This is a genomic window from Nocardiopsis oceanisediminis (assembly GCF_048595525.1).
Taxonomy (GTDB): domain Bacteria; phylum Actinomycetota; class Actinomycetes; order Streptosporangiales; family Streptosporangiaceae; genus Nocardiopsis_A; species Nocardiopsis_A oceanisediminis.
On sequence record NZ_JAFMZJ010000001.1, the window covers coordinates 6,604,355 to 6,624,067 of the forward strand.

Genomic DNA, 19,713 nt, shown 5'->3' on the forward strand with positions numbered 1-19,713 from the left:
GATCCACTCCCGCCCCCTGCGCGGGTCCGGCGCCCGCGCGAGCGGCCGCCGCACACCCCTCGCCGCGGCGCGCCGGGGCGGCCCGGTGCGCCGGAGGGCGTGCCGATGAACTTCTTCGACTACCTCGCGGGCAACTACGCCGAGGTGCTGGCGCTCACCGGAGAGCACATCGTGCTGGTGCTGCAGGGCCTGGTGCTGGCCTCGCTGATCGGGATCCCGCTGGCCGTGCTCACCTACCGGGCCGAGCTGCCGCGCAGCGTGGTGCTGGCCATCGCCGGGGTGTTCCTCACCATCCCCTCCTACGCCCTGTTCGGCCTGCTCATCGCCCCGCTCGGGCTGGGCACCGCGCCGGCCGTCACCGCGCTCACCATGTACGCGCTGCTGCCGGTGGTCCGCAACACCGTGGTGGGGCTGCGCGGGGTCGACCCCGCCGTCATCGAGTCGGCCCGCGGCATGGGGCTGAGCCGCCGGCAGATCCTCCGGCAGATCGAGCTCCCGCTGGCCTGGCCGGTCATCGTCACCGGGCTGCGGGTCGCCACCCAGCTGCTGCTGGGCATCGCGGCGATCTCCGCCGCGGTCAACGGCCCCGGCCTGGGGAACCTGATCTTCCAAGGGCTGTCCAGCGCGGGCACGCCGTTCGCGGTGTACCTCGCCCTCGAAGGCATCCTCGGGATCGTCGTGCTGGCGGTCCTGGCCGACCTCGCCTTCGCCGCCCTGAACCGCGTTTCGACCTCCAGAGGACTCCGAGTTGACTGACGCCTCCGCCACCGCCGCGCCCGACGCCATGATCCGGCTGGAGCACCTCACCAAGGCCTACCCGGGGCAGGCCGAGCCCGCCATCGACGGCCTCAGCCTGGAGATCCCGCGCGGCGAGATCGTGGTCTTCGTCGGCCCGTCCGGGTGCGGCAAGACCACCCTGATGAAGCTGATCAACCGGCTCATCGAGCCCACGTCCGGCCGGATCGTGATCGACGGGCGGGACGTCACCGAGATGAACCCGGACGAGCTGCGCCGGGGCATCGGGTACGCGATCCAGCAGACCGGGCTCTTCCCGCACCGCACCGTCGCGCAGAACATCGCCACCGTGCCCAGGCTGCTCGGCTGGCCCGCGGAGAAGGTCGCCGCCCGGGTGGACGAGCTGCTCACCATGGTCGGCCTGGCCCCGGAGACCTACCGGGACCGCTACCCCCGGCAGCTCTCCGGCGGGCAGCAGCAGCGGGTCGGGGTGGCCCGCGCGCTGGCCGCCGACCCCGAGGTGATGCTGATGGACGAGCCGTTCGGCGCCATCGACCCGATCACCCGGGAGGCGCTGCAGAACGAGTTCCTCCGCATCCAGCGGGACATCCGCAAGACGATCGTCTTCGTCACGCACGACATCGACGAGGCGGTGAAGCTGGGCGACCGGATCGCGGTGTTCGGCCCCGGCGGCCGGATCGCCCAGTACGACACCCCGGAGGCGGTGCTCAGCGACCCCGCCGACGACTACGTCGCCGAGTTCATCGGCTCCGGCGCCTACGTCAAGCGGCTCACCCTCACCCGGCTGTCCCGGGTGGGCGCCGCCGCCGACTGGCCGACGGTGCCCTCCTCGGCCGGCCGGGAGGCGCGGGTCGCCGCGCTGCGCTCCGCCGACCGCGACTTCGTGCTGGTGCTCGACGGCGACCGGCGCCCGGTCGGCTGGCTCGGCCGCGACCTGGCCCCCGACGACGACCGGCTGACCGGCGACGGCCTGCCGCTGCTCTCCTCGCTCGGCCCGGACGACACCCTGTACGACGCGCTCAACGCGATGCTGGCGAGCAACGCCGACGTCGTGGTGGTCACCGACGAGGACGGCCGCTACCGGGGGACCCTGGGCATGGCCGCGATCCAGGAGCTCATCCACACCGCCTCCCCGGCGGCGGGGGCGCGCCCGGAGCGCGCCGCCGGCCGGGCCCCCGGCGGGCCCGACTCGCCCGGCACCGACTCCCCCGGCAAGGAGGTGCGCTGAGAGATGGCGCTCGCCCCGGCTCCCGCGGAGCCCACCGGCGGCACGGGGGCCGCCGGACCCGCACCCCGCCCCGGCGGCGCACGCCGGCTGCTGCGCTACGCCGGCGCGCCGGCCGCGCTGCTCGCCGTGCTGGCCGCGCTCTACCTCTACGTCGGCGCGCACGACCTGGACCGGATCGAGCGGCGCAGCCTCAACGCCGAGTACCTGCTCAGCCGGACCTGGCAGCACCTCGGCCTGAGCCTGGTCGTGGTGGTGCTGATCCTGGCCGTCGCGGTGCCGCTGGGCGTGGCCCTCACCCGCCCCGGCGCGCGCCGGTTCTCCGGCCCGGTGCTGGCCCTGGCCAACATCGGGCAGGCCGTCCCCACCATCGGCCTGATCGTGCTGTTCGCGGTGGCCTTCGTCTCCTGGGGGATCCACACCATCGCGATCACCGCGATCGTGCTCTACGGGATCCTTCCGGTGCTGCGCAACACCATGGTCGGCCTGGACCAGGTGAGCCCGGCGGTGATCGAGTCCGCCCGCGGCATGGGGCTGGGCCGGGCCCAGGTGCTGTGGCGGGTCGAGCTGCCGCTGGCCGTCCCGGTGATGCTGGCCGGCATCCGCACCGCCCTGGTGCTGACCGTGGGCACGGTGGCGCTGGCGACCTTCATCGGCGCCGGAGGCCTGGGCGACGTCATCTCCAACGGGATCTCCTCCAACCGCACCGTGGTGCTGGTGACCGGGAGCGTCCTGGTGGCCGTGCTGGCCCTGGCCGTCGACTGGCTGGCGGGCATCGTCGAGGACGTGCTGCGCCCGCGCGGGATCTGAGAGGAGCCTCCCGTGGAAACCCCCGAACCGAGCGCCGTGCGGCGCGCCGCCGCCCGGACCCCGGTCCGCGCGGCGGTGCTGGCGCTGTGCGGAGCGATGCTGGCCGGCTGCGGCGGCGGGCCCGACACGGCCGAGTCGCTGCCGCAGGCCGCCGACGTGGACCTGGCGGGCGGCTCGCTCGCCTCCGGCATCGACCTGTCCGGCGCCTCCTTCCGGGTCTCCTCCAAGGAGTTCACCGAGAGCGTGATCCTCGGCAAGATCACCGTGTACGCGCTGCGCGCGTCCGGTGCGGAGGCCGAGGACATGACCGGCCTGATGGGCTCCAACATCCTGCGCAGCGCGCTGGAGACCGGGGAGGTCGACCTGTACTGGGAGTACTCCGGCACCGGGTGGACCCAGTACCTGCAGCGCGACGAGCGGATCACCGACTCCGAGGAGCAGTTCGAGGCCACCGCCGAGGCGGATCTGGAGGAGAACGGCGTGGAGTGGATGGGCCCCGCGCGGTTCGGCAACCAGTACGGCATCGCCCGCGCCGCCGACGCCGAGGGGCCCGCCGGCGAGGTGGACACCCTCGCCGACCTGGGCCCGATGGTCCGCGAGCACCCGGACGAGGCGTCGTTCTGCGGCGCCGCGGAGTTCATGGACCGCGAGTGGGAGGCCTTCCAGGAGTACTACGGGGCGCCGTTCCCGGTGGACGGCGTCTACCAGATGGACCTGGCGCTGAACTACGTCAACGTGGCCAAGGGCGACCCGTGCGGCTTCGCCGAGGTCTTCACCACCGATGCCCGGCTCAAATCGCTCGACCTGCAGGTGCTGGAGGACCCGGAGGGCTACTTCACCACCCAGCCGGCCGCGCTGACCGCCCGCGAGGAGACCGTCGAGGACCACCCGGAGCTGCGCGACCTCGCCGCCGAGCTGGGCGACGCGCTCACCGAGGACGCGATCATCGAGCTCAACGGGATGGTCGACCTGGAGGGCGCCTCCGCCGACCAGGCCGCGCTCCACTTCCTGCGGGAGAACGGCTTCATCGGATGACACCGATCGGATGACACTGATCGGGTGACACCGACCGGATGACGCGGACCGGCCGCCCGCCCCCGCCGGGAGGGGCCGGCCGGCCGCGGGACTCTACGATGGGGCGCGATGCGCATTCTGGTGGTCGAGGACGACGACCGGGTGGCGCGCGGCCTGGTCACGGCGCTGCGCAACGCCCGGTACGAGGTGGAGCGCGCGGCGACGGCGCAGCGGGCGCTGAGCGCCGCCCCCGCCGACGTCGTCCTGCTCGACCTGGGCCTGCCCGACGCGGACGGGTTCGAGGTGCTGCGCCGGCTGCGCGACCGCCCGCACACCGCGATCATCGCGGTGACCGCGCGCGCCGAGGAGCGCGAGCGGGTGCGCGGCCTGCGCGCGGGCGCCGACGACTACGTGGTGAAGCCGTTCGGCATCGCCGAGCTGCTCGCCCGGATCGAGGCGGTGCTGCGCCGCACCCGCCCCGCCCGCGCCGAGGCGCCGCCGGAGCCGCGGCTGGAGATCGGCCCGCTCTCCCTCGACCCCGGGCTGCGCGAGGCGCTGCTCGGCGGCGAGCCGGTGCAGCTCACCCGCAAGGAGTTCGACCTGCTGGCGCTGCTCGCGGCGCGCTCGCCGGAGGTGGTGGCCCGGGACGCCATCCTGGACCAGGTGTGGGGCGCCTCCTGGGAGTCGTCCTCGCGGACCCTGGACACCCACGTCGCCGCGCTCCGCGGCAAGCTGAGCGGCCCGGTGCGGATCCACACCGTGCGCGGCGTCGGCTACCGGCTCTCCGCCGACGCCGAGTCGGCCTGAGCGGGGCCGGACCGTGCTGCGCAGGCTGCTCGCCATCCTCGTCCCGCTGGCGTTCCTGCTGATGGCCTCGCTCGCCGTGCCGCTGGCCACGGTGGTCGCCCAGCAGCAGACCCAGGAGGTCTACGTGGACCGGCTGAACGACGCCGGCCGGTTCGCCTCGCTCGGCGCGACCGCCCTGGTCACCGGGAGGGACGAGGCGCTCCGCGTGGAGCTGCAGCGGTACCGGGAGCTGTACGGCGGGCACGTCGCCATCGTCGGGACCACCGGGGAGCCGCTGCTGGAGTCGGGCTCCGGCGGCGGCCCCGGGGACGGCCCCCCGGAGGCCCACCCGTCGGTGCAGGACGAGGCGGTGCGGCGGGCGCTGGCCGGGTTCCGCCCCGAGCCGCCCACCGCGGTGTGGCCGTGGGAGGGCGCCGACCTGGTGATCGCCGAACCGGTCGGCCGGGACAGCATGGTGGAGGGCGCGGTGGTGCTCTCGGTGCCCACCGGCGACCTGCGCTCCGCGATCCTCGCCGACTGGGGGCTGATGGCGCTGCTGGGCACGGTGCCGCTGGCGCTGCTGTGCGCGGTGGCCTGGCCGCTGTCCCGCTGGGTGCTGCGGCCGGTGCACCGGCTGGACGAGGCGACCGCCGCCATCGCCGGGGGCGACCTGTCGGTGCGCGCCGACGACGAGGGCGGGCCGCCGGAGCTGCGCCGGCTCGCCGGGTCGTTCAACGCGATGGTGGACGTGGTGGAGCGCGCCCTGCACCGGCAGCGCGCGTTCGTCTCCGACGCCTCCCACCAGCTGCGCAACCCGCTGGCCAGCCTCCGGCTCGCGGTGGAGAACCTCCAGCCCTACCTGGGCGACCCGGAGGCCCGGGAGATCCACGGCGACGCGGTGGAGGAGACCAGGGCGATGAGCAGGCTGCTCAACTCGCTGCTGGCGGCGACCCGGTTGGAGAGCTTCAGCCGCGCCGAGCCGGTGGACCTGGACGAGCTGCTGGCCACCCGGCTGCCGCGGTGGCGGGCGCTGGCCGAGGGGCACGGCATCGGGGTGGAGAACGCGGTGCCGGAGGGGCTGCGGGTGCTGGCCCCGCCCGGCGGGCTGGGCAGCGTGCTGGACGAGCTGATGAGCAACGCCACCCGGCTGTCCGGGGCGTCGGCGATCCGGCTGAGCGCGTCCGCCGACCGGCCGGTCGGGGAGGGCCCGCCGATGGTGGTGCTGCACGTCGCCGACGACGGCACCGGGCTCACCCCGGAGGAGCGGGAGAAGGCCCTGCAGCGGTTCTGGCGCGGCGCCGGCCAGCAGAACACCGAGGGCACCGGGCTGGGCCTGGCCATCTGCGCCGACCTGGTGGAGTCGGCCGGCGGCGGGCTGCGGCTGCTGCCGGGCCTGCCCGACGGCGGCGGCGGCTTCGGCCTGGACGTCGCGATCCGGCTGCCCGCCGCCCCGGAGAGCGCGCCCGAGTAGCCCCGCGCCCCTCCCCCGATGATCTTGGCGTTGCGGGGGTGACGGCGCGCGTTGACACCCCCGCAACGCCGAGATCATCGGGGGCGACGGATCGGGGGAATACGGCTAGGGCTTCTGGCTCCGGAACCAGCGGGCGGCGCCGGGGTGCATCGGGACGGCGCCGGTGGCGATGCCGGTCCGTACGTTGATCTGCGCGGCCTCGGGGCGGGTGCGGGCCATGGCCGGGGCCCGGTCGAAGACGGTCCCGGTGACGGCCTCGGCGATGTCGTCGGGGAGGTCGGCGCGGGCCAGCAGCACGTTGGGCACGCTCAGCGTGCGGACCGGCCGGACGCCCCGGTAGGCGGTGCCCGACAGGGTGCCCGGGTAGTAGACCTCCGGGCGGGCGTCGGCCATCCGGTCGGCCTCCCGGTGCAGCTCGACGGCGCGCAGCGGCAGCCGCTCGGCCAGGCCGACGATGGCCGGGGTGGGCACCCCGGTCAGCGAGAACATGGCGTCGATCCGGCCGGCCTCCAGCTCCTCGGCGGAGCCCGCCTGGTTCAGCAGGAGCGGCTCGATCTCCACACCGGTCAGCTCGGCCAGCCGGCGCACCGTGTACTCGGTCCCGGAGTCCTCCGCGCCCAGGGACGCCCGGCCGCCGTCCAGGTCGGCCAGCTCCCGGATGCCGGACTCGGCCGGGACCATGAGGTGCAGGTAGCTGTCGTAGAGCCGGCACAGCGCGGCCACGCCGGCGGTGTCGGGGTCGAACGCGTCCAGGCTGGTGGGGCCGATGTCGACCTCGCCCCGGGCGAGCAGCCGCAGGTTGTCGCTGGAGGCGTGCGTCGCCAGCGTCTCGATCTCGGTGCCGGGCAGCACGTCGCGGAGGTACCCGGCGAGGGCGCCGCCGATCTCCCGGAACACCGCGCCGCGCGGGCCGGTGGCGATGGTCAGCCGCTCGGCCTTGGCCGTGCCCCGGCGGGCGCACCCCTCCGCCCCCGCGGCCACTCCCGCCGCGCCCGCCAGCGCGCCGAGCAGGACCGCCCTCCGCGGGAGGCCTCCCGCACGCTCAGCTGACCCCATCCGGCCAGGATAGACGCCCGCCCGGGGCCGGACCGGGCCCAGATCACCCTCCCCGGGGAGACAGGTCACATGCGCACGAGCGGATGCGCCGGGGAACCGGCCGACCACCCTCCGGAGTGGAATGTCAGGAGAATCCCAAGTTCCCGACCGATGTTTGCCCTCCGGCGCGCCCGTGACGAGCATCACGGCAGGTTGTGACGGAGCACCGGCCCCCTGCGGCGCTCCGCTCCGGCCCCGCACCCCACACGGAAGAAGGCAGACGAACATGTCCCCCAGCAGCAGAGACCCGGGCTCCCCCCGCCCCGGATCCGCGGGCCCGACGGACGCGCCGGCCCCCGCCGAGCAGGCCGGCGCCGAGACGCGCGGCGGCGGGGAGGGGCGGCTGATCATCAAGGTCGCCTCCCTGCTCGGCGGCGTCCTGGCGGCCGCACTGCTCGTCCTGGTGCTGCCCGACTCGCTGTCCACCGAGGGCAAGATGACCGCCGCCGTCGCCCTGCTGATGGCGGTCTGGTGGGCGACCGAGGCGATCCCGCTCCCGGCCACCGCGCTGGTCCCGCTGGTGCTCTTCCCGGTCCTGATCGGGGCCGACATCGGCGACGTGGCCGCCCCCTACGCCAGCGACATCATCTTCCTGTTCATGGGCGGGTTCATGCTCGCGCTGGCGATGCAGCGGTGGAACCTGCACCGGCGCATCGCGCTGACCATCGTCGCGGCCGTGGGCACCAGCCCCACCATGCTCATCGCCGGGTTCATGATCGCCACCGGCTTCATCACCATGTGGGTGTCGAACACCTCCACCGCGGTGATGATGCTGCCGATCGGCGTGGCCGTGGTCGGCATGGTCGCCCAGCTGCGGGACGGGAAGACCGACCCGAACTTCGCCACCGCGCTGATGCTCGGCATCGCCTACTCCTCCTCGATCGGCTCGGTCGCCACCCTGATCGGCACCCCGCCGAACGCGCTGATGGTCGGCTACCTCGCCGAGGAGCAGGGCATCGAGATCGGCTTCGGCCAGTGGATGATGGTCGGCCTGCCGCTCGCCGCGGTGTTCATGCTGATCGCCTGGTTCGTGCTGACCAAGATCGCCTTCCCGCCCGCGATCAAGAAGCTGGAGGGCGGCCGCGAGCTGATCCGCGGCGAGCTGCGCGCGATGGGGCCGGCCTCCACCGCGGAGAAGCTGGTGCTGCTGGTCTTCGTCTCCGCCGCCGCGGCCTGGGTCGGCGTCCCGCTGCTGGCGGACGGCTCGGTCGGCGAGGCGCTGCCCTGGCTGGCCAACGTCAGCGACGCCGGGATCGCGATGACCGTCGCGGTGGTGCTGTTCATCATCCCGGCCGGCGGCGGGGAGCGGAAGCGGCTGCTCGACTGGGAGACCGCGGTGCAGCTGCCGTGGGGCATCCTGCTGCTGTTCGGCGGCGGCCTGAGCCTGTCCAAGCAGTTCAGCGAGACCGGGCTGAGCTCGTGGATCGGCGAGATGGTCGGCGGGCTGGCCGGGATCCCGGTGTGGCTGCTGATCCTGATCGTGGCCGCCCTGGTCCTCTTCCTCACCGAGCTGACCAGCAACACCGCCACCGCCGCGACGTTCCTGCCGGTGATGGGCGGCGTCGCGGTCGGGATGGACATGGACGTGATGGTGCTGATCCTGCCCGCGGTCATCGCGGCGACTATGGCGTTCATGCTCCCGGTCGGCACCCCGCCGAACGCGATCGTGTTCGGCTCGGGCAACGTGACGATCCAGCAGATGATGCGCGGCGGCCTGATCCTCAACCTGACCGCGCTGGTGCTGATCATGGTGGTGATGTACACCATCGCCGGGCAGGTGCTGGGCTTCAGCCTGTAGCCCCGGCACCGGCCTTCCCCGACCACAGAACGGGCCACCCCCTCCCGGCCCTTCCCGGAGCGGCACCCGCGCGCCCCCTCCTGATCCCTGCGCGCGGGTGCCGCCTTCTCCCCCGCCCCGTCCGCCGGTTCCCGGCGGGCGGGGCGGTCTTCAGTCGGTGCGGATGCAGTCGATGTAGGGGCGGGCGTAGGCCGGGGCGGGGAAGGAGGCCAGGGCGCGGGCCAGGGCCTGCAGGGTGGTGGCGGCCAGGGCGATGTCGGGGTCGATGCGGTTGCCGGCCTGGTAGGGCTTGTCGGACTCCTCGCGGTAGGTCAGCAGCCAGGTGGCCCGGTGCTCGGTGTGCAGCGCGAGGAAGGCGTTGTAGTCCGGGGCCACCCCGGGGACGCACCGCGACGGCGGAACCGCAGGCGGGTCCTCCCGCAGGGGCGGGGGCTCGGGCAGGCGGCGGGCCCCGCGCGCGTGGCGCGGGCCGGGCCCGGGGTTGGGCAGCACGCCCAGCACCGGGACCACGAGCAGGATCAGTACGGACAGCAGGTTCCACAGGGTCGGGAAGCGCTCCCCATCGCGATGGTGGATACCCTGGCACATGTCGTCACCTCGGACACTTCGGGTGATGGCCACGCCCTCGGACGGCTGCCACCGTCGCGGGGGCCTTGCTATGCCAGAAGACTTCCACCTGCATAAACACTGTTCCAGTGGCAGTGGATTAAGTAAGAAAAGAGATGACGCAGGAGCGAAACATCGCGAACCCTGTGGACCCTCTGTGGATTTCTGTGGATAACCGGATTCGGCGGCATCCAGCATGCGACACTCTGCGACATGAACAAGGTCAGCCCCGAGATCGCCGAGCGCTGGGGTCGTGCCCTGCAAGAACGCCGCACCATGCGCGGTATGACCCAGTCCGCCCTGGGGCGCGCACTCGGCATACGAGGTACCGCCATCTCCAACATGGAACGCGGTATCCGGGCCCCCTCCCCTGAGAACCTTCGCCTACTGGACTCCACGCTTCAGGCGGGAGGCCGACTCGAGCGCCTGTGGAAAGAGCTCAAGAACAACGGCCAACTCGCCTGGCTGGGAAAGCTCTCCGAACTGGAAAGGGATGCGGTCTCCCTTCTGGAATACCAGCCGCTCCTCTTCCCTTCACTACTGCAAACCGAGCAATACGCACGCATGGTCATGCGGGCCATCTCCCCGTGGGTGAGCCAAGAGGAGATCGACTCCAGCGCGGACGCCCGCATGGCGCGCGCCCGCCGTTTCCTCGACTCGACATCACCGGTCCTCGTCACCGTCCTCAGCGAGCAGATCCTCACCACTCCGATCGATCGGAGCAAGGCAATGGTCGAGCAGTTGGAGCATGTCCTCCAGCTCGCTCAGGGCGGCAGGGTGACACTGCAGGTCGTCCCGGTCGGCAAGCACCCCGGACTGGTCGGTCCGTTCAAGATCTTCGCCCCATCAGAGGGGCCAGAGGTGGTGTACGTGGAGTCAGCGGCCCGAGGGCAGTTCGTCGATGCTTCACCGGCGGTTGCAGACTTCAAGCTAAGGTTCGGGCATCTGCAGGCAGAAGCGCTGTCGCCCGGCCAATCGGTCGATCGCCTTAAGGAGACACTGGAAGGATTGACTGATGACTGAATCCCTCTGGCACAAGAGCAGCTACAGCGGCGGCACCCACCAGGACTGCGTCGAGGTCGCCGAAGGCCGGACCACCGCCGTGCGCGACACCCGCCACCGCCACCTCGGCCACCTCGAATTCCCCGCAACCGAGTGGGCCGCCTTCATCGACGCAGTCAGGGCCGACCGCGCCTGACCCGCCCCTCCCCCTCCCTCGGCCGTCCCGTCCTGGCGGCCCGAGGCCCGGCCGCACCCGCACCGGGCTTCGGGGCGCCGGTATGTCGGGGGGCCGTTCGTCGGCGCCTTGCCGGAGAATGCCGGGCATGGCAGCTCCCCGGCACCACGCCCTGAACTACGTGGAGATCACCGTCACCGACCTGGACGAGGCCAAGCGCTTCTACACCAAGGCGTTCGGGTGGCGGTTCAACGACTACGGCCCCGGCTACGCCGGCATCCGGGACCCGGACGGCGGCGAGGCCGGCGGCCTGGCCCTCGGGGGCGAGGTGCGCGGCGGCGGGCCGTTCGTGCTGCTCTTCTCCGAGGACCTGGACCGCTCGGTGGAGGAGGTGACCGCCGCCGGCGGGCGGGTGGTCAACGGGCCCTACGCCTTCCCGGGCGGCCGCCGGTTCCACTTCACCGACCCGAGCGGCAACGAGCTCGGCGTCTGGGCCGAGTCCTAGGCCCGGTCGGCGGTCCCGGGCGGCGGGACGAACCAGGCGTCGGTCTCCCCGGCGGCCGCCTGCGCGTGCCGGATGCGGCGGAGCACCCGCTCGCTCATCCGCGGCAGGCCGCCGGGGGCGAACCAGCCGGCGTCCAGCGACTCGTCCTCGTCCAGGCGGATCTCGCCGCCCACCGGGCGGCACCGGAACGCCACGTCCATGAACTGCACGACGTCGCCGTTGGCGTAGGTGAACGGCGGCTCGGTGACCACGCTGACGATCCGCTCCGGCACCGCGCGGATCCCGGTCTCCTCCCGGATCTCCCGGGCGAGCGCCTGCGCGGGCTGCTCGCCCGGCTCCAGGATGCCGCCCGGCGGCGCCCACGACCCGTCGTCGGCCCGCTGGTGCAGCAGGACCGAGCCGTCCTCGGCGATGACCACGCCGGTCACCCCCATCAGCCACAGCGGGGCGTGCCCGACGTGCTCGCGCAGCTCGCGGATGAACTCAGGGGTCGGCATGGCGCCGACACTATCCGCCGCGGGCCGCCCGCCGGACCGCCGAGCGGCGCGGGGCGGCGCGGAGGGAGGCGGGTGTGACGCACGGCATATCACCGCCTCCCATCCGCGGCATCCGCCGCCGCACAGGGGCTCCCGGGGCGCACCCCGGGAAAAATTGGTCTAGACCCTGTGAACATGTGTTGTACAGGCACACCCGCCGGCTGTATCCAGGTACCCATGACCGAATACGGCGGCACCTCGCAGCACAGGCGGGTCATCGACGGCCTGGTGCGGCGCATCTCCACCGGGGAGCTGGGCCCCGGCACCCGGCTGCCCGGGGAGAACCGGCTGGCCGAGGAGTTCTCGGTGAGCCGCGGCACGGTCCGCAGGGCCCTGGCCGAGCTGCAGCGGCAGCGGCGGATCGAGACCCGCACCGGGATCGGCTCCTTCGTCGCCTTCGACGGCGCCGACCTGGACTTCTCGATGGGCTGGACGGCCGCGCTCACCCAGGCCGGCGTCCCCACCGAGACCGAGGTGGTGCTGCTGGAGCGGCGGGACGACCCCGGCTTCGCCCGCGAGCACGGCCTGGGCACCGCCGCCTTCGTCGCGGTGGACCGGGTCCGGCGGATCATCGGCGGCCCCGCGGTCTCCCTGGAGCGCAGCCTGGTCCCGGCCACCCCCGACCTCGCCGACCTGCCGGAGACCGGGCTGGCCGGCGGGTCGCTCGGCACCGAGCTGGAGCGCGCCGGGCTGGTCCCGCACCACGGCGAGTCCTGGGCCGGCGCCCGGCCGCTCCCCGCCGGCGACGCCGAGCTGCTCGGCCGCCCGCCCGGCACCGTCTTCCTGCACACCGCCCGGCTCTCCTTCGCCGCCGACGGCGCCTTCGTCGAGCACGTCACCAGCCTCCTCGACCCCGACCGCTTCCGCCTGCACCACACCTTCGGAGCGGCGCGATGACCGCCGCCGCCCCCGCCCTCCACGCCTCGGAGACCGCGCCGGACACCCGCGACCGCGCGCTCGGCGCGCTGTACGGCCTCGCCATCGGCGACGCCCTCGGCATGCCGACCCAGGGCATGCCGCGCGCGGAGATCGCCCGCCGCTGGGGCCTGCTCTCCGGCTTCGAGCCCGGCCCCGCCGACCAGCCGATCGCCCCCGGCATGCCGGCCGCCTCGGTCACCGACGACACCGAGCAGGCGCTGCTCGTCGCCCGGCTGCTGGTCGACGGCGGCGGGCACATCGCCCCGCTCGCCTTCGCCCGAGCGCTCAGCGACTGGGAGCGCGGCATGGCCGAGCGCGGCTCCGCCGACCTGCTCGGCCCGTCCACCAAGCACGCCATCGAGGTGATCAACGCCGGCGGGCCGGTGGAGGAGGCCGGCCGCACCGGCACCACCAACGGCGCCGCGATGCGGGTCGCCCCGGTCGGCGTCGCCGCGCCGCCCGGGCCGGGCCTGCTCGACCTGGTCGTGGAGTCCTGCCTGGTCACCCATAACACGACGGTGGGCATCTCGGCCGCCGCCGCGGTCGCCGCGGCGGTGAGCGCCGGCGTCGGCGGCGCCGGGACCGCCGAGGCGCTCGCGGCCGCCGCCGGCGCGGCCCGGGACGGCGCCCGGCGCGGCCACTGGGTCGCCGGCGGCGACATCGCCGCCCGGATCGGCTGGGCCCGCCGGCACGTGGCCGGGCTGGACGACGAGCGGCTCTGCACCGAGCTGTACGAGGTGGTCGGCACCAGCGTGGCCTCGCAGGAGTCGGTGGTCGCGGTGTTCGCGCTGGCCGCGGCGCGCGGCGACCGGCCGTGGGCCGCGCTGCGCCTGGCCGCCTCGCTGGGCGGCGACACCGACACCGTCGCCGCGGTCCTCGGCGCGGTCCTCGGCGCCTGCCACGGCACCGCGGCCTGGCCCGCCGAGGCCGTCGCCGCCGTCCGCGCCGCCAACGACCTGCCGTTCGAAGAGCTCGCCGACGGCCTGCTGGCGCTGCGCCGCGGCGCCCCCGAGACCACCTGACCCGCGCCGCCCCGGCGCGGGGCGGCTCCCCGGGCGCACCGTCCGCCCCCGGAGGGCCGCCGCGGCCGGGCGCCCCGGCACCGTCCGCCGGGGCGCCCGGCCCGCCCTCCCCCTCCCCGTTCACCTCCGCACCCCAAGGGGGCAGCCATGTCCGCACCCTCCCCGCCCGCGCCCGCCGCCGGCGCCCCGCCGGCCGGGGCCGCCGGGACCGACTCCGGCGCGCTGGAGACCCGCGGCATCGAACCGGTGCCGCCGCACGAGCGCTCCGGCTCCCCGATGCAGCTCTTCTGGGTCTGGTTCGCGGCGAACATCTCGATCCTCGGGCTGCCGCTGGGCGCCGCGCTGATCGTGTTCAACGGGCTCAACCTGTGGCAGGCGCTGCTCGCCGCGGCGCTGGGCGCGGTCGGCTCGTTCGCCGTGGTCGGGCTGGTCTCGATCGCCGGGCGCCGCGGGGGCGCGCCCAGCCTCACCCTGTCCCGGGCGGTGTTCGGGGTGCGCGGCAACGCCGGCCCGACCGTGGTCTCGCTGCTGTCCCGGCTGGGCTGGGAGACCGTCAACACCACCACGGCGGCGTTCGCCCTGCTCAGCCTCTTCGGCATCGTGCTGGGCACCGAGGGCGGCGCCAAGGAGCACCCGGTGCTCACCCTGGTCTCCATCGCCGTCTTCGTCGGCCTGACCCTGCTCGTCTCCGGGCTCGGCCACAAGGTCCTCGTCACCGTGCAGAAGTGGGCGACCTGGGGGTTCGGCGCGCTGAACATCGCGGTGGCCGCGTTCCTGGTGGCCAGCGTCGACTGGGACGCGGTCGCCGCCGCCCCGGCCGGGCCGGTGAGCGCGGTGGTCGTCGGCGTCGGCGTGATCGCCGCGGGCACCGGCATCGGCTGGGCCAACTCCGGCGCGGACATGTCCCGGTACCAGCCGGTGACGGTGCGCTCCAGGGCGCTGGTGCTCAGCGCGGCGGCCGGCGCGGGCGTCCCGCTGGTGCTGCTGATCGGGCTGGGCTCGCTGGTCTCCGCCGGCGACGCCTCGCTGGCCTCGGCCTCCGACCCGGTGGCCGCCATCCGCGAGATGCTGCCCGCCTGGATGGCGGTGCCCTACCTGGTCGCGGCGTTCGGCGGGCTGCTGCTCTCCAACCACCTGTCGGTCTACTCCGCCGGGCTGACCACCCTCACCCTGGGGCTGCGGGTGCCGCGCGCCGCCGCGGTGCTGCTGGACGTGCTGGTCACCTTCGCCGGCGCGATCTACTTCATGCTCGTCTCGGACGGCTTCTACGGGCCGTTCCTGACCTTCCTCACCCTGCTCGCGGTGCCGATCACCGCGTGGACCGCGGTCTTCCTCACCGACATGCTCGTCCGCCGCGACTACGACGACGCGGCGCTGATGGACACCGCCCCCACCAGCGGCTACTGGTACACCGGCGGGGTACGGTGGCCGGCGCTGGGCGCGTGGGCGACCGGTATCGCCGGCGGGTACCTGTTCACCGTCGCCGCCGCCGGGGAGGACGTCTGGTTCGCCGGGCCGCTCGCCGGGACCTGGGTCGGCGAGAACGGACTGGGCTGGGTCGCCGCCTTCGTGCTGGCGGCCGGGGTGTACGCGGCGTGCGGCGGGGTCCGGCGCGCCCCCGCCCGGAACCGGTCCGGCCGCACCGAGTGAGAGGAGCACCGACCATGGCCGCACGGCCACGCCTGTTCCACGTGGGCGCGGTGATCGCCGACGTCGTGCTGGACGTCGACGCGCTGCCCGAGCCCGGCGGGGACGTCTTCGCGACCTCGTCGCGGACCCTGCCCGGCGGCGGGTTCAACGTGATGGCCGCCGCCGCGCGGGCCGGGATGCCGGTCGTCTACGGCGGCGCGCACGGCACCGGGCCCTACGGCGACATGGCCCGGGAGGCGCTGCGCGCCGAGGGCGTCGCCGTGGCGCACCCGCCGAAGCCCGGCCGCGACACCGGTTTCTGCGTGGCGCTGGTGGACTCCTCGGCGGAGCGCACCTTCGTCACCAGCCTGGGCGCGGAGGGCGAGCTGACCCTCGGCGAGCTGCGCGCGCTCCGCCCGGCCGCGGGGGACTTCGCCTACGCGGTCGGCTACGCGCTGATGTCCGGGCCGCGCACCGGCGACCTGCTCACCTGGATCGGCGGGCTGCCGGCGGAGGTGCGCCTGGTCTTCGACCCCGCCCCGGTGGTCGGCGAGATCCCCGGGGAGGCGCTGGCGGCGGTGCTCGGCCGGACCGACGTGCTCAGCCTGAACGCCCGCGAGGCAGCGATCACCACCGGCGCCTGGGACGCCGAGCGGGCCGCCGCGCTGCTCGCCGGGCGGATCCGGTCGGGCGGGACCGTGGTGCTGCGCGACTCGGCGGACGGCTGCCTGGTGGCCGGGGCGGGCTCCGCCCCGGTCCGGGTACCCGGGTTCCCGGTGCGCGCGGTGGACACCAACGGCGCGGGCGACGCGCACGTCGGGGTCTTCACCGCGGCGCTGGCCGGCGGCCTGGACCCGGTCCGGGCGGCCCGCCGGGCCAACGCCGCCGCGGCGGTCGCCGTCACCCGCCGCGGCCCGGCCACCGCGCCGGGCGCGGCGGAACTCGACCGCTTCCTCGCCGAGCACGCCGCCCCGGCCCTGTGATCCCGGAGCGGTCCGCGCCATGATGGCCCGATGGCCGAACCGACCGTGATCCGCACCGCCCGCCCCGAGGACCACGCCCGCATCACCGCCGTCGCCGACGCCTGGTGGGGGCGGCCGGTCACCGGGATCCTGCCCCGGCTCTTCCTGGACCACTTCCACCCGAGCAGCCTGGTCGCCGACGCCGGGGAGGACCTGGCCGGCTTCGTCATCGGGTTCTTCTCCCCCGGCGACGGGCGGACCGCCTACATCCACTTCACCGGGGTCGCCCCGGACCAGCGCCGCACCGGGCTGGCCCGCGAGCTCTACCGGCGGTTCTTCGCCCTGGCGAAGGCGGACGGCCGGACCCGCGTGCACGCGGTCACCGCGCCGTTCAACACCGGCTCCATCGCCTTCCACACCGCGATGGGCTTCACCGCCTCCGACCCGGTCCCCGACTACGACGGCCCCGGCCTGGACCGGGTCCGCTTCGAGCGCCCGCTGTAGCGGCCGGGCGGGGGCGCAGGCCGATCACGCCCCCGGCCTCTTCTCCGCCTCCCGGCGCACGCGCCACCCCTCGTAGTCCCAGCCGGATCCGAGGTCGGCATAGTGCTCCAGGCACTCCAGCGCGGCCCTGCGCCGCCGTGCCGCGTACTCCCGCAGAGCCAGGTCCACGGCCTCCTTCTCCGTCGCGCAGCCGGACAGCCGCACGGCCTCGGCCAGCGCCTCGGCGTCGATGCCGCTCCGCTCCATCCGCATCCGAACCTCCCTCTCTTCGACATCGGGCAGGCGGTCGGCGCCTCTCCGGCGGTGTCCGCGGCCGCCTCAGGGCCGGACGTGGACCAGCGAGTACCGCCAGTACAGGCGGCGGCGGATCCGGGCGCCCGGGAGGGTGCGGCCGGTCTCGGCGGCGATCTCGTGCAGGGTGGACTGCGGGTCGGTGACGCGCATGTCCGACAGGGAGGCGGGGTCGGGCACCCCGGTGAGCAGGCGGCCGAGTTTGAGGCCGGCGGCCGTGGCCCACTGGCCGGGGAGCGCGGCCAGGCCGGCCGCCCGGTCGGTGGCGGTGTCCTCGCGGTACAGGCCGAGGACGGCGAGCACCCCGCCCGGGGCGAGCGCCGCGTCCAGCCGGCGCAGCGCGTCGCCGAGCGGCATGTGGTGCAGCGAGGCGATGGCGGAGATGAAGTCGTAGGCGCCCGGCTCCAGATCGATCCCGGAGAGCGGGGCCGCCGTGTAGCGCACGTCCAGCCGGGCGGGGGTGCGCTCCCGGGCCAGGCCGAGGGCGGCGGCGTCGGGGTCGATCGCGTCGACCTCCAGGCCGCGCAGGGCGAGCCGCCGGGCGAACCGGCCGTCGCCGCAGCCGACGTCCAGCGCCCGCCGCGCCCCCGGCGGGACGTGCCGGAGCAGCGTGTCGTGGTAGTGCGCGTTGTGGTTCCAGGCGAAGTCCCGGTAGCGCAGACCGTACATCCGGGGAGCGGCCACGGGGGTGCCGTCCTCTCGTTCGCGTCGTCGGCCGAGTCGGGAGGCCGGCGGTCCGCGCGGGCGGGTCCGGGGCGCCCCGGAGCGCGTCGGGCGGGGCGGACCCCGCGCGGCGCGGGAACGGCGGCCCTGAACCGGCAGGGTAGGCGATCGGCGGCCGGGACCGGTACCCGGGGCGGCCGCGGCGCACCGGCCTCAGGACAGCACCGGACTCCGGCCCGCGGCGGACGGCGAGGGCGGACCGGGGTTGCGGAGCGGCCTCAGCCGGCCTGCTTGGCCTCCAGGGCCTCCATGGCGCTGACCGCGACCTGCACGGTGCGGTGCACCGGGACCTGCCGGTGCAGGCCGACCAGTCGGACGACCTTCGTCACCCGGTCGTTCGGGGCGGCCAGCGCGAGGCTGCCGCCGCGCTCCTTGACCGCGCGGTAGATGTGGATGACCGCGTTCAGCCCGCTGGAGTCCATGAACTCCAGCGAGGAGAGGTCGAGGACCAGCCACGGGCCGTGCTCCTGCACGGCCGCCAGGACATGCTCCTGGAGGTCGCCGGCGGTCGCTATGTCGAGGTCGCCTTCGACCGTGACGATCACGGTGCGGTCGTCGACCCGGGTGTCCAGCCCAAGCCTGTGCACGTTGTCTCCTCCCAGCCCCACACGACGTGAGGGGTCCCCGACGCACGCATCGCGCCCCGGGGAGCGGTCTTGTACGGCGCCCTGCCGGAGCGGATTCGAGGGGCCGCTTCCGGTGTCCCGCCGTCGATGGTGCGTCAATCCCTGACCACCCACGGTATTAGCCGAGCGGCCTCTCGGGAATGCCGATGCTCAAGATATTTTCGACCATGAGTCGCGAAACAAACCGGAGAACGGATGTGGCCTGTGCCATCCCGCCTCGTCAGGGCGGGTCCGACCGGTCCGCTCCGCGGCCTTCGCCGGTCTCCGCCCACTTCTCGGAGAAGGTCCGGAGCAGCTTTTCGGCCCCCAGCGTCGCGGTGAGCGATCCGGTCCGCACCGCCTCCTCCAGCTCCGGGAGCCCGGCGCGGACCCCGGGGTCGCGCAGCAGCCGGTCGAAGAGGCGCTCCCGCACCTGCGACCACATCCAGTCCACCTGCTGGCGGCTGCGCTGCTCGTCGAAGGCGCCGGTGCGCTCCAGCGCGGCCCGGTGCTCCTGGACCGCCCCCCACACCCCGTCCAGCCCGGTCCCGGTGAGGGCGCTGCAGGTGAGCACCTTGGGCCGCCACTCCTCGTGCACCGGGCGGAGCAGCCGCAGCGCCCGGGAGAGCTCCCGGGCGGCCTTGCGCGCGTCGGCCTCGTGCGGGCCGTCGGCCTTGTTCACCGCGACCACGTCGACCAGCTCCAGCACGCCCTTCTTGATGCCCTGCAGCTGGTCGCCGGTGCGGGCCAGGGTGAGGAAGCAGAAGCAGTCGACCATGCCGGCCACGGTCACCTCGGACTGGCCGACGCCGACCGTCTCCACCAGCACCACGTCGAACCCGGCGGCCTCCATCAGCACCATCGTCTCCCGGGTGGCCCGGGCGACCCCGCCCAGCGTGCCCGCGGTGGGCGAGGGGCGGACGAACGCGGCCGGGTCCACCGACAGCCGCTCCATCCGGGTCTTGTCGCCCAGTATGGAGCCGCCGGTGCGGGTCGAGGAGGGGTCCACCGCCAGCACCGCGACCCGGTGGCCGCCCGCGGTCAGCCGCGACCCCAGCGCGTCGATGAAGGTCGACTTGCCGACCCCGGGCACCCCGGTGATGCCGACCCGGTGCGCCTTCCCGGCGTGCGGCAGCAGCCGGACCAGCAGCTCCTGGGCCCGCTCGGCGTGGTCGGGCCGCCGCGACTCGACCAGGGTGATGGCGCGCGCCAGCGTCGGCCGGTGCCCGGCGAGCACCCCCTCGGCCAGCGCGTCCACGTCGATCTCGCGCCGCACCCCG

At 74.6% G+C, this 19,713-nt stretch carries 22 protein-coding genes; 15 read left to right on the forward strand and 7 right to left on the reverse strand.

Annotation, left to right across the window (positions count from 1 at the left end):
- Window positions 1–105: 105 nt before the first annotated feature.
- The 6 genes from J0910_RS28875 (at window position 106) to J0910_RS28900 (ending at window position 6,062) form a co-directional block, all read left to right on the forward strand.
- Window positions 106–756: an ABC transporter permease gene (locus J0910_RS28875; RefSeq protein WP_420161662.1), complete on the forward strand. Its 651-nt coding sequence runs from the start codon at window positions 106–108 to the stop codon at window positions 754–756.
- On the forward strand, window positions 749–1,984 hold the full coding sequence (locus tag J0910_RS28880; RefSeq protein ID WP_420161663.1) for an ABC transporter ATP-binding protein: 1,236 nt from the start codon (window positions 749–751) through the stop codon (window positions 1,982–1,984). The genes J0910_RS28875 and J0910_RS28880 overlap by 8 nt, the downstream gene beginning before the upstream one ends.
- Window positions 1,985–1,987: 3 nt before the next feature.
- Window positions 1,988–2,791 (forward strand): ABC transporter permease, encoded by an 804-nt coding sequence (locus tag J0910_RS28885; RefSeq protein ID WP_420161664.1) that lies wholly within the window; start codon window positions 1,988–1,990, stop codon window positions 2,789–2,791.
- A gap of 12 nt (window positions 2,792–2,803) precedes the next feature.
- The gene (locus tag J0910_RS28890; protein WP_420161665.1) at window positions 2,804–3,826 is read left to right on the forward strand and encodes a glycine betaine ABC transporter substrate-binding protein; all 1,023 of its coding nucleotides are present in this window, start codon (window positions 2,804–2,806) and stop codon (window positions 3,824–3,826) included.
- Window positions 3,827–3,934: 108 nt separating this feature from the next.
- Complete coding sequence (locus J0910_RS28895; RefSeq protein WP_420161666.1) at window positions 3,935–4,612, forward strand: response regulator transcription factor; 678 nt, start codon at window positions 3,935–3,937, stop codon at window positions 4,610–4,612.
- 13 nt (window positions 4,613–4,625) lie between these two features.
- On the forward strand, window positions 4,626–6,062 hold the full coding sequence (locus J0910_RS28900) for a sensor histidine kinase (RefSeq protein WP_420161667.1): 1,437 nt from the start codon (window positions 4,626–4,628) through the stop codon (window positions 6,060–6,062).
- A gap of 105 nt (window positions 6,063–6,167) precedes the next feature.
- On the opposite strand, the gene J0910_RS28905 is transcribed toward J0910_RS28900, so the two are convergent.
- The gene (locus J0910_RS28905) at window positions 6,168–7,118 is read right to left on the reverse strand and encodes a TAXI family TRAP transporter solute-binding subunit (protein ID WP_420161668.1); all 951 of its coding nucleotides are present in this window, start codon (window positions 7,116–7,118) and stop codon (window positions 6,168–6,170) included.
- Between the two features lie 265 nt (window positions 7,119–7,383).
- Between J0910_RS28905 and J0910_RS28910 the strand changes: the two genes are divergently transcribed.
- Entirely contained in the window at window positions 7,384–8,955 is a 1,572-nt protein-coding gene (locus J0910_RS28910) for an SLC13 family permease (RefSeq protein ID WP_420161669.1), read from the forward strand.
- Window positions 8,956–9,105: 150 nt separating this feature from the next.
- Here J0910_RS28910 and J0910_RS28915 read toward each other — a convergent pair whose 3' ends face one another.
- Window positions 9,106–9,543, reverse strand: coding sequence for a hypothetical protein (locus tag J0910_RS28915; protein ID WP_420161670.1), 438 nt, complete (start codon window positions 9,541–9,543; stop codon window positions 9,106–9,108).
- A 231-nt stretch (window positions 9,544–9,774) separates the two neighbouring features.
- Here J0910_RS28915 and J0910_RS28920 point away from each other — a divergent pair, with 231 nt between their 5' ends.
- From J0910_RS28920 to J0910_RS28930, 3 genes are all read left to right on the forward strand, one after another.
- A complete protein-coding gene (locus J0910_RS28920; RefSeq protein ID WP_420161671.1) occupies window positions 9,775–10,584 on the forward strand; it encodes a helix-turn-helix domain-containing protein in 810 nt (269 codons plus the stop codon).
- A complete protein-coding gene (locus tag J0910_RS28925) occupies window positions 10,577–10,759 on the forward strand; it encodes a DUF397 domain-containing protein (protein ID WP_420161672.1) in 183 nt (60 codons plus the stop codon). Before J0910_RS28920 ends, J0910_RS28925 begins: the two co-directional genes overlap by 8 nt.
- Window positions 10,760–10,886: 127 nt before the next feature.
- Window positions 10,887–11,243, forward strand: a complete 357-nt coding sequence (locus J0910_RS28930; RefSeq protein ID WP_420161673.1) for a VOC family protein — start codon at window positions 10,887–10,889, stop codon at window positions 11,241–11,243.
- Here J0910_RS28930 and J0910_RS28935 read toward each other — a convergent pair.
- The gene (locus J0910_RS28935) at window positions 11,240–11,740 is read right to left on the reverse strand and encodes an NUDIX hydrolase (protein ID WP_420161674.1); all 501 of its coding nucleotides are present in this window, start codon (window positions 11,738–11,740) and stop codon (window positions 11,240–11,242) included. The genes J0910_RS28930 and J0910_RS28935 overlap by 4 nt on opposite strands.
- A 216-nt stretch (window positions 11,741–11,956) precedes the next feature.
- On the opposite strand from J0910_RS28935, the gene J0910_RS28940 reads away from it, so the two are divergent.
- The 5 genes from J0910_RS28940 (at window position 11,957) to J0910_RS28960 (ending at window position 16,814) form a co-directional block, all read left to right on the forward strand.
- Window positions 11,957–12,676 carry a GntR family transcriptional regulator gene (locus J0910_RS28940; protein ID WP_420161675.1) on the forward strand — a complete coding sequence of 240 codons (720 nt, stop codon included), beginning with the start codon at window positions 11,957–11,959 and terminating at the stop codon, window positions 12,674–12,676.
- A complete protein-coding gene (locus J0910_RS28945) occupies window positions 12,673–13,719 on the forward strand; it encodes an ADP-ribosylglycohydrolase family protein (RefSeq protein WP_420161676.1) in 1,047 nt (348 codons plus the stop codon). The genes J0910_RS28940 and J0910_RS28945 overlap by 4 nt, the downstream gene beginning before the upstream one ends.
- Window positions 13,720–13,866: 147 nt before the next feature.
- Window positions 13,867–15,369, forward strand: coding sequence for a purine-cytosine permease family protein (locus J0910_RS28950; protein WP_420161677.1), 1,503 nt, complete (start codon window positions 13,867–13,869; stop codon window positions 15,367–15,369).
- A gap of 14 nt (window positions 15,370–15,383) precedes the next feature.
- On the forward strand, window positions 15,384–16,331 hold the full coding sequence (locus tag J0910_RS28955; protein ID WP_420161678.1) for a PfkB family carbohydrate kinase: 948 nt from the start codon (window positions 15,384–15,386) through the stop codon (window positions 16,329–16,331).
- A 30-nt stretch (window positions 16,332–16,361) separates the two neighbouring features.
- Window positions 16,362–16,814 carry a GNAT family N-acetyltransferase gene (locus tag J0910_RS28960; RefSeq protein WP_420161679.1) on the forward strand — a complete coding sequence of 151 codons (453 nt, stop codon included), beginning with the start codon at window positions 16,362–16,364 and terminating at the stop codon, window positions 16,812–16,814.
- 24 nt (window positions 16,815–16,838) lie between these two features.
- Here J0910_RS28960 and J0910_RS28965 read toward each other — a convergent pair whose 3' ends face one another.
- From J0910_RS28965 to meaB, 4 genes are all read right to left on the reverse strand, one after another.
- A complete protein-coding gene (locus J0910_RS28965) occupies window positions 16,839–17,066 on the reverse strand; it encodes a type II toxin-antitoxin system VapB family antitoxin (protein ID WP_420161680.1) in 228 nt (75 codons plus the stop codon).
- 66 nt (window positions 17,067–17,132) lie between these two features.
- On the reverse strand, window positions 17,133–17,774 hold the full coding sequence (locus J0910_RS28970) for a class I SAM-dependent methyltransferase (RefSeq protein ID WP_420162117.1): 642 nt from the start codon (window positions 17,772–17,774) through the stop codon (window positions 17,133–17,135).
- Window positions 17,775–18,046: 272 nt separating this feature from the next.
- Window positions 18,047–18,415: an STAS domain-containing protein gene (locus tag J0910_RS28975; protein WP_420161681.1), complete on the reverse strand. Its 369-nt coding sequence runs from the start codon at window positions 18,413–18,415 to the stop codon at window positions 18,047–18,049.
- Window positions 18,416–18,674: 259 nt separating this feature from the next.
- Window positions 18,675–19,709: a methylmalonyl Co-A mutase-associated GTPase MeaB gene (meaB, locus tag J0910_RS28980; RefSeq protein ID WP_420161682.1), complete on the reverse strand. Its 1,035-nt coding sequence runs from the start codon at window positions 19,707–19,709 to the stop codon at window positions 18,675–18,677.
- Window positions 19,710–19,713: the final 4 nt, after the last annotated feature.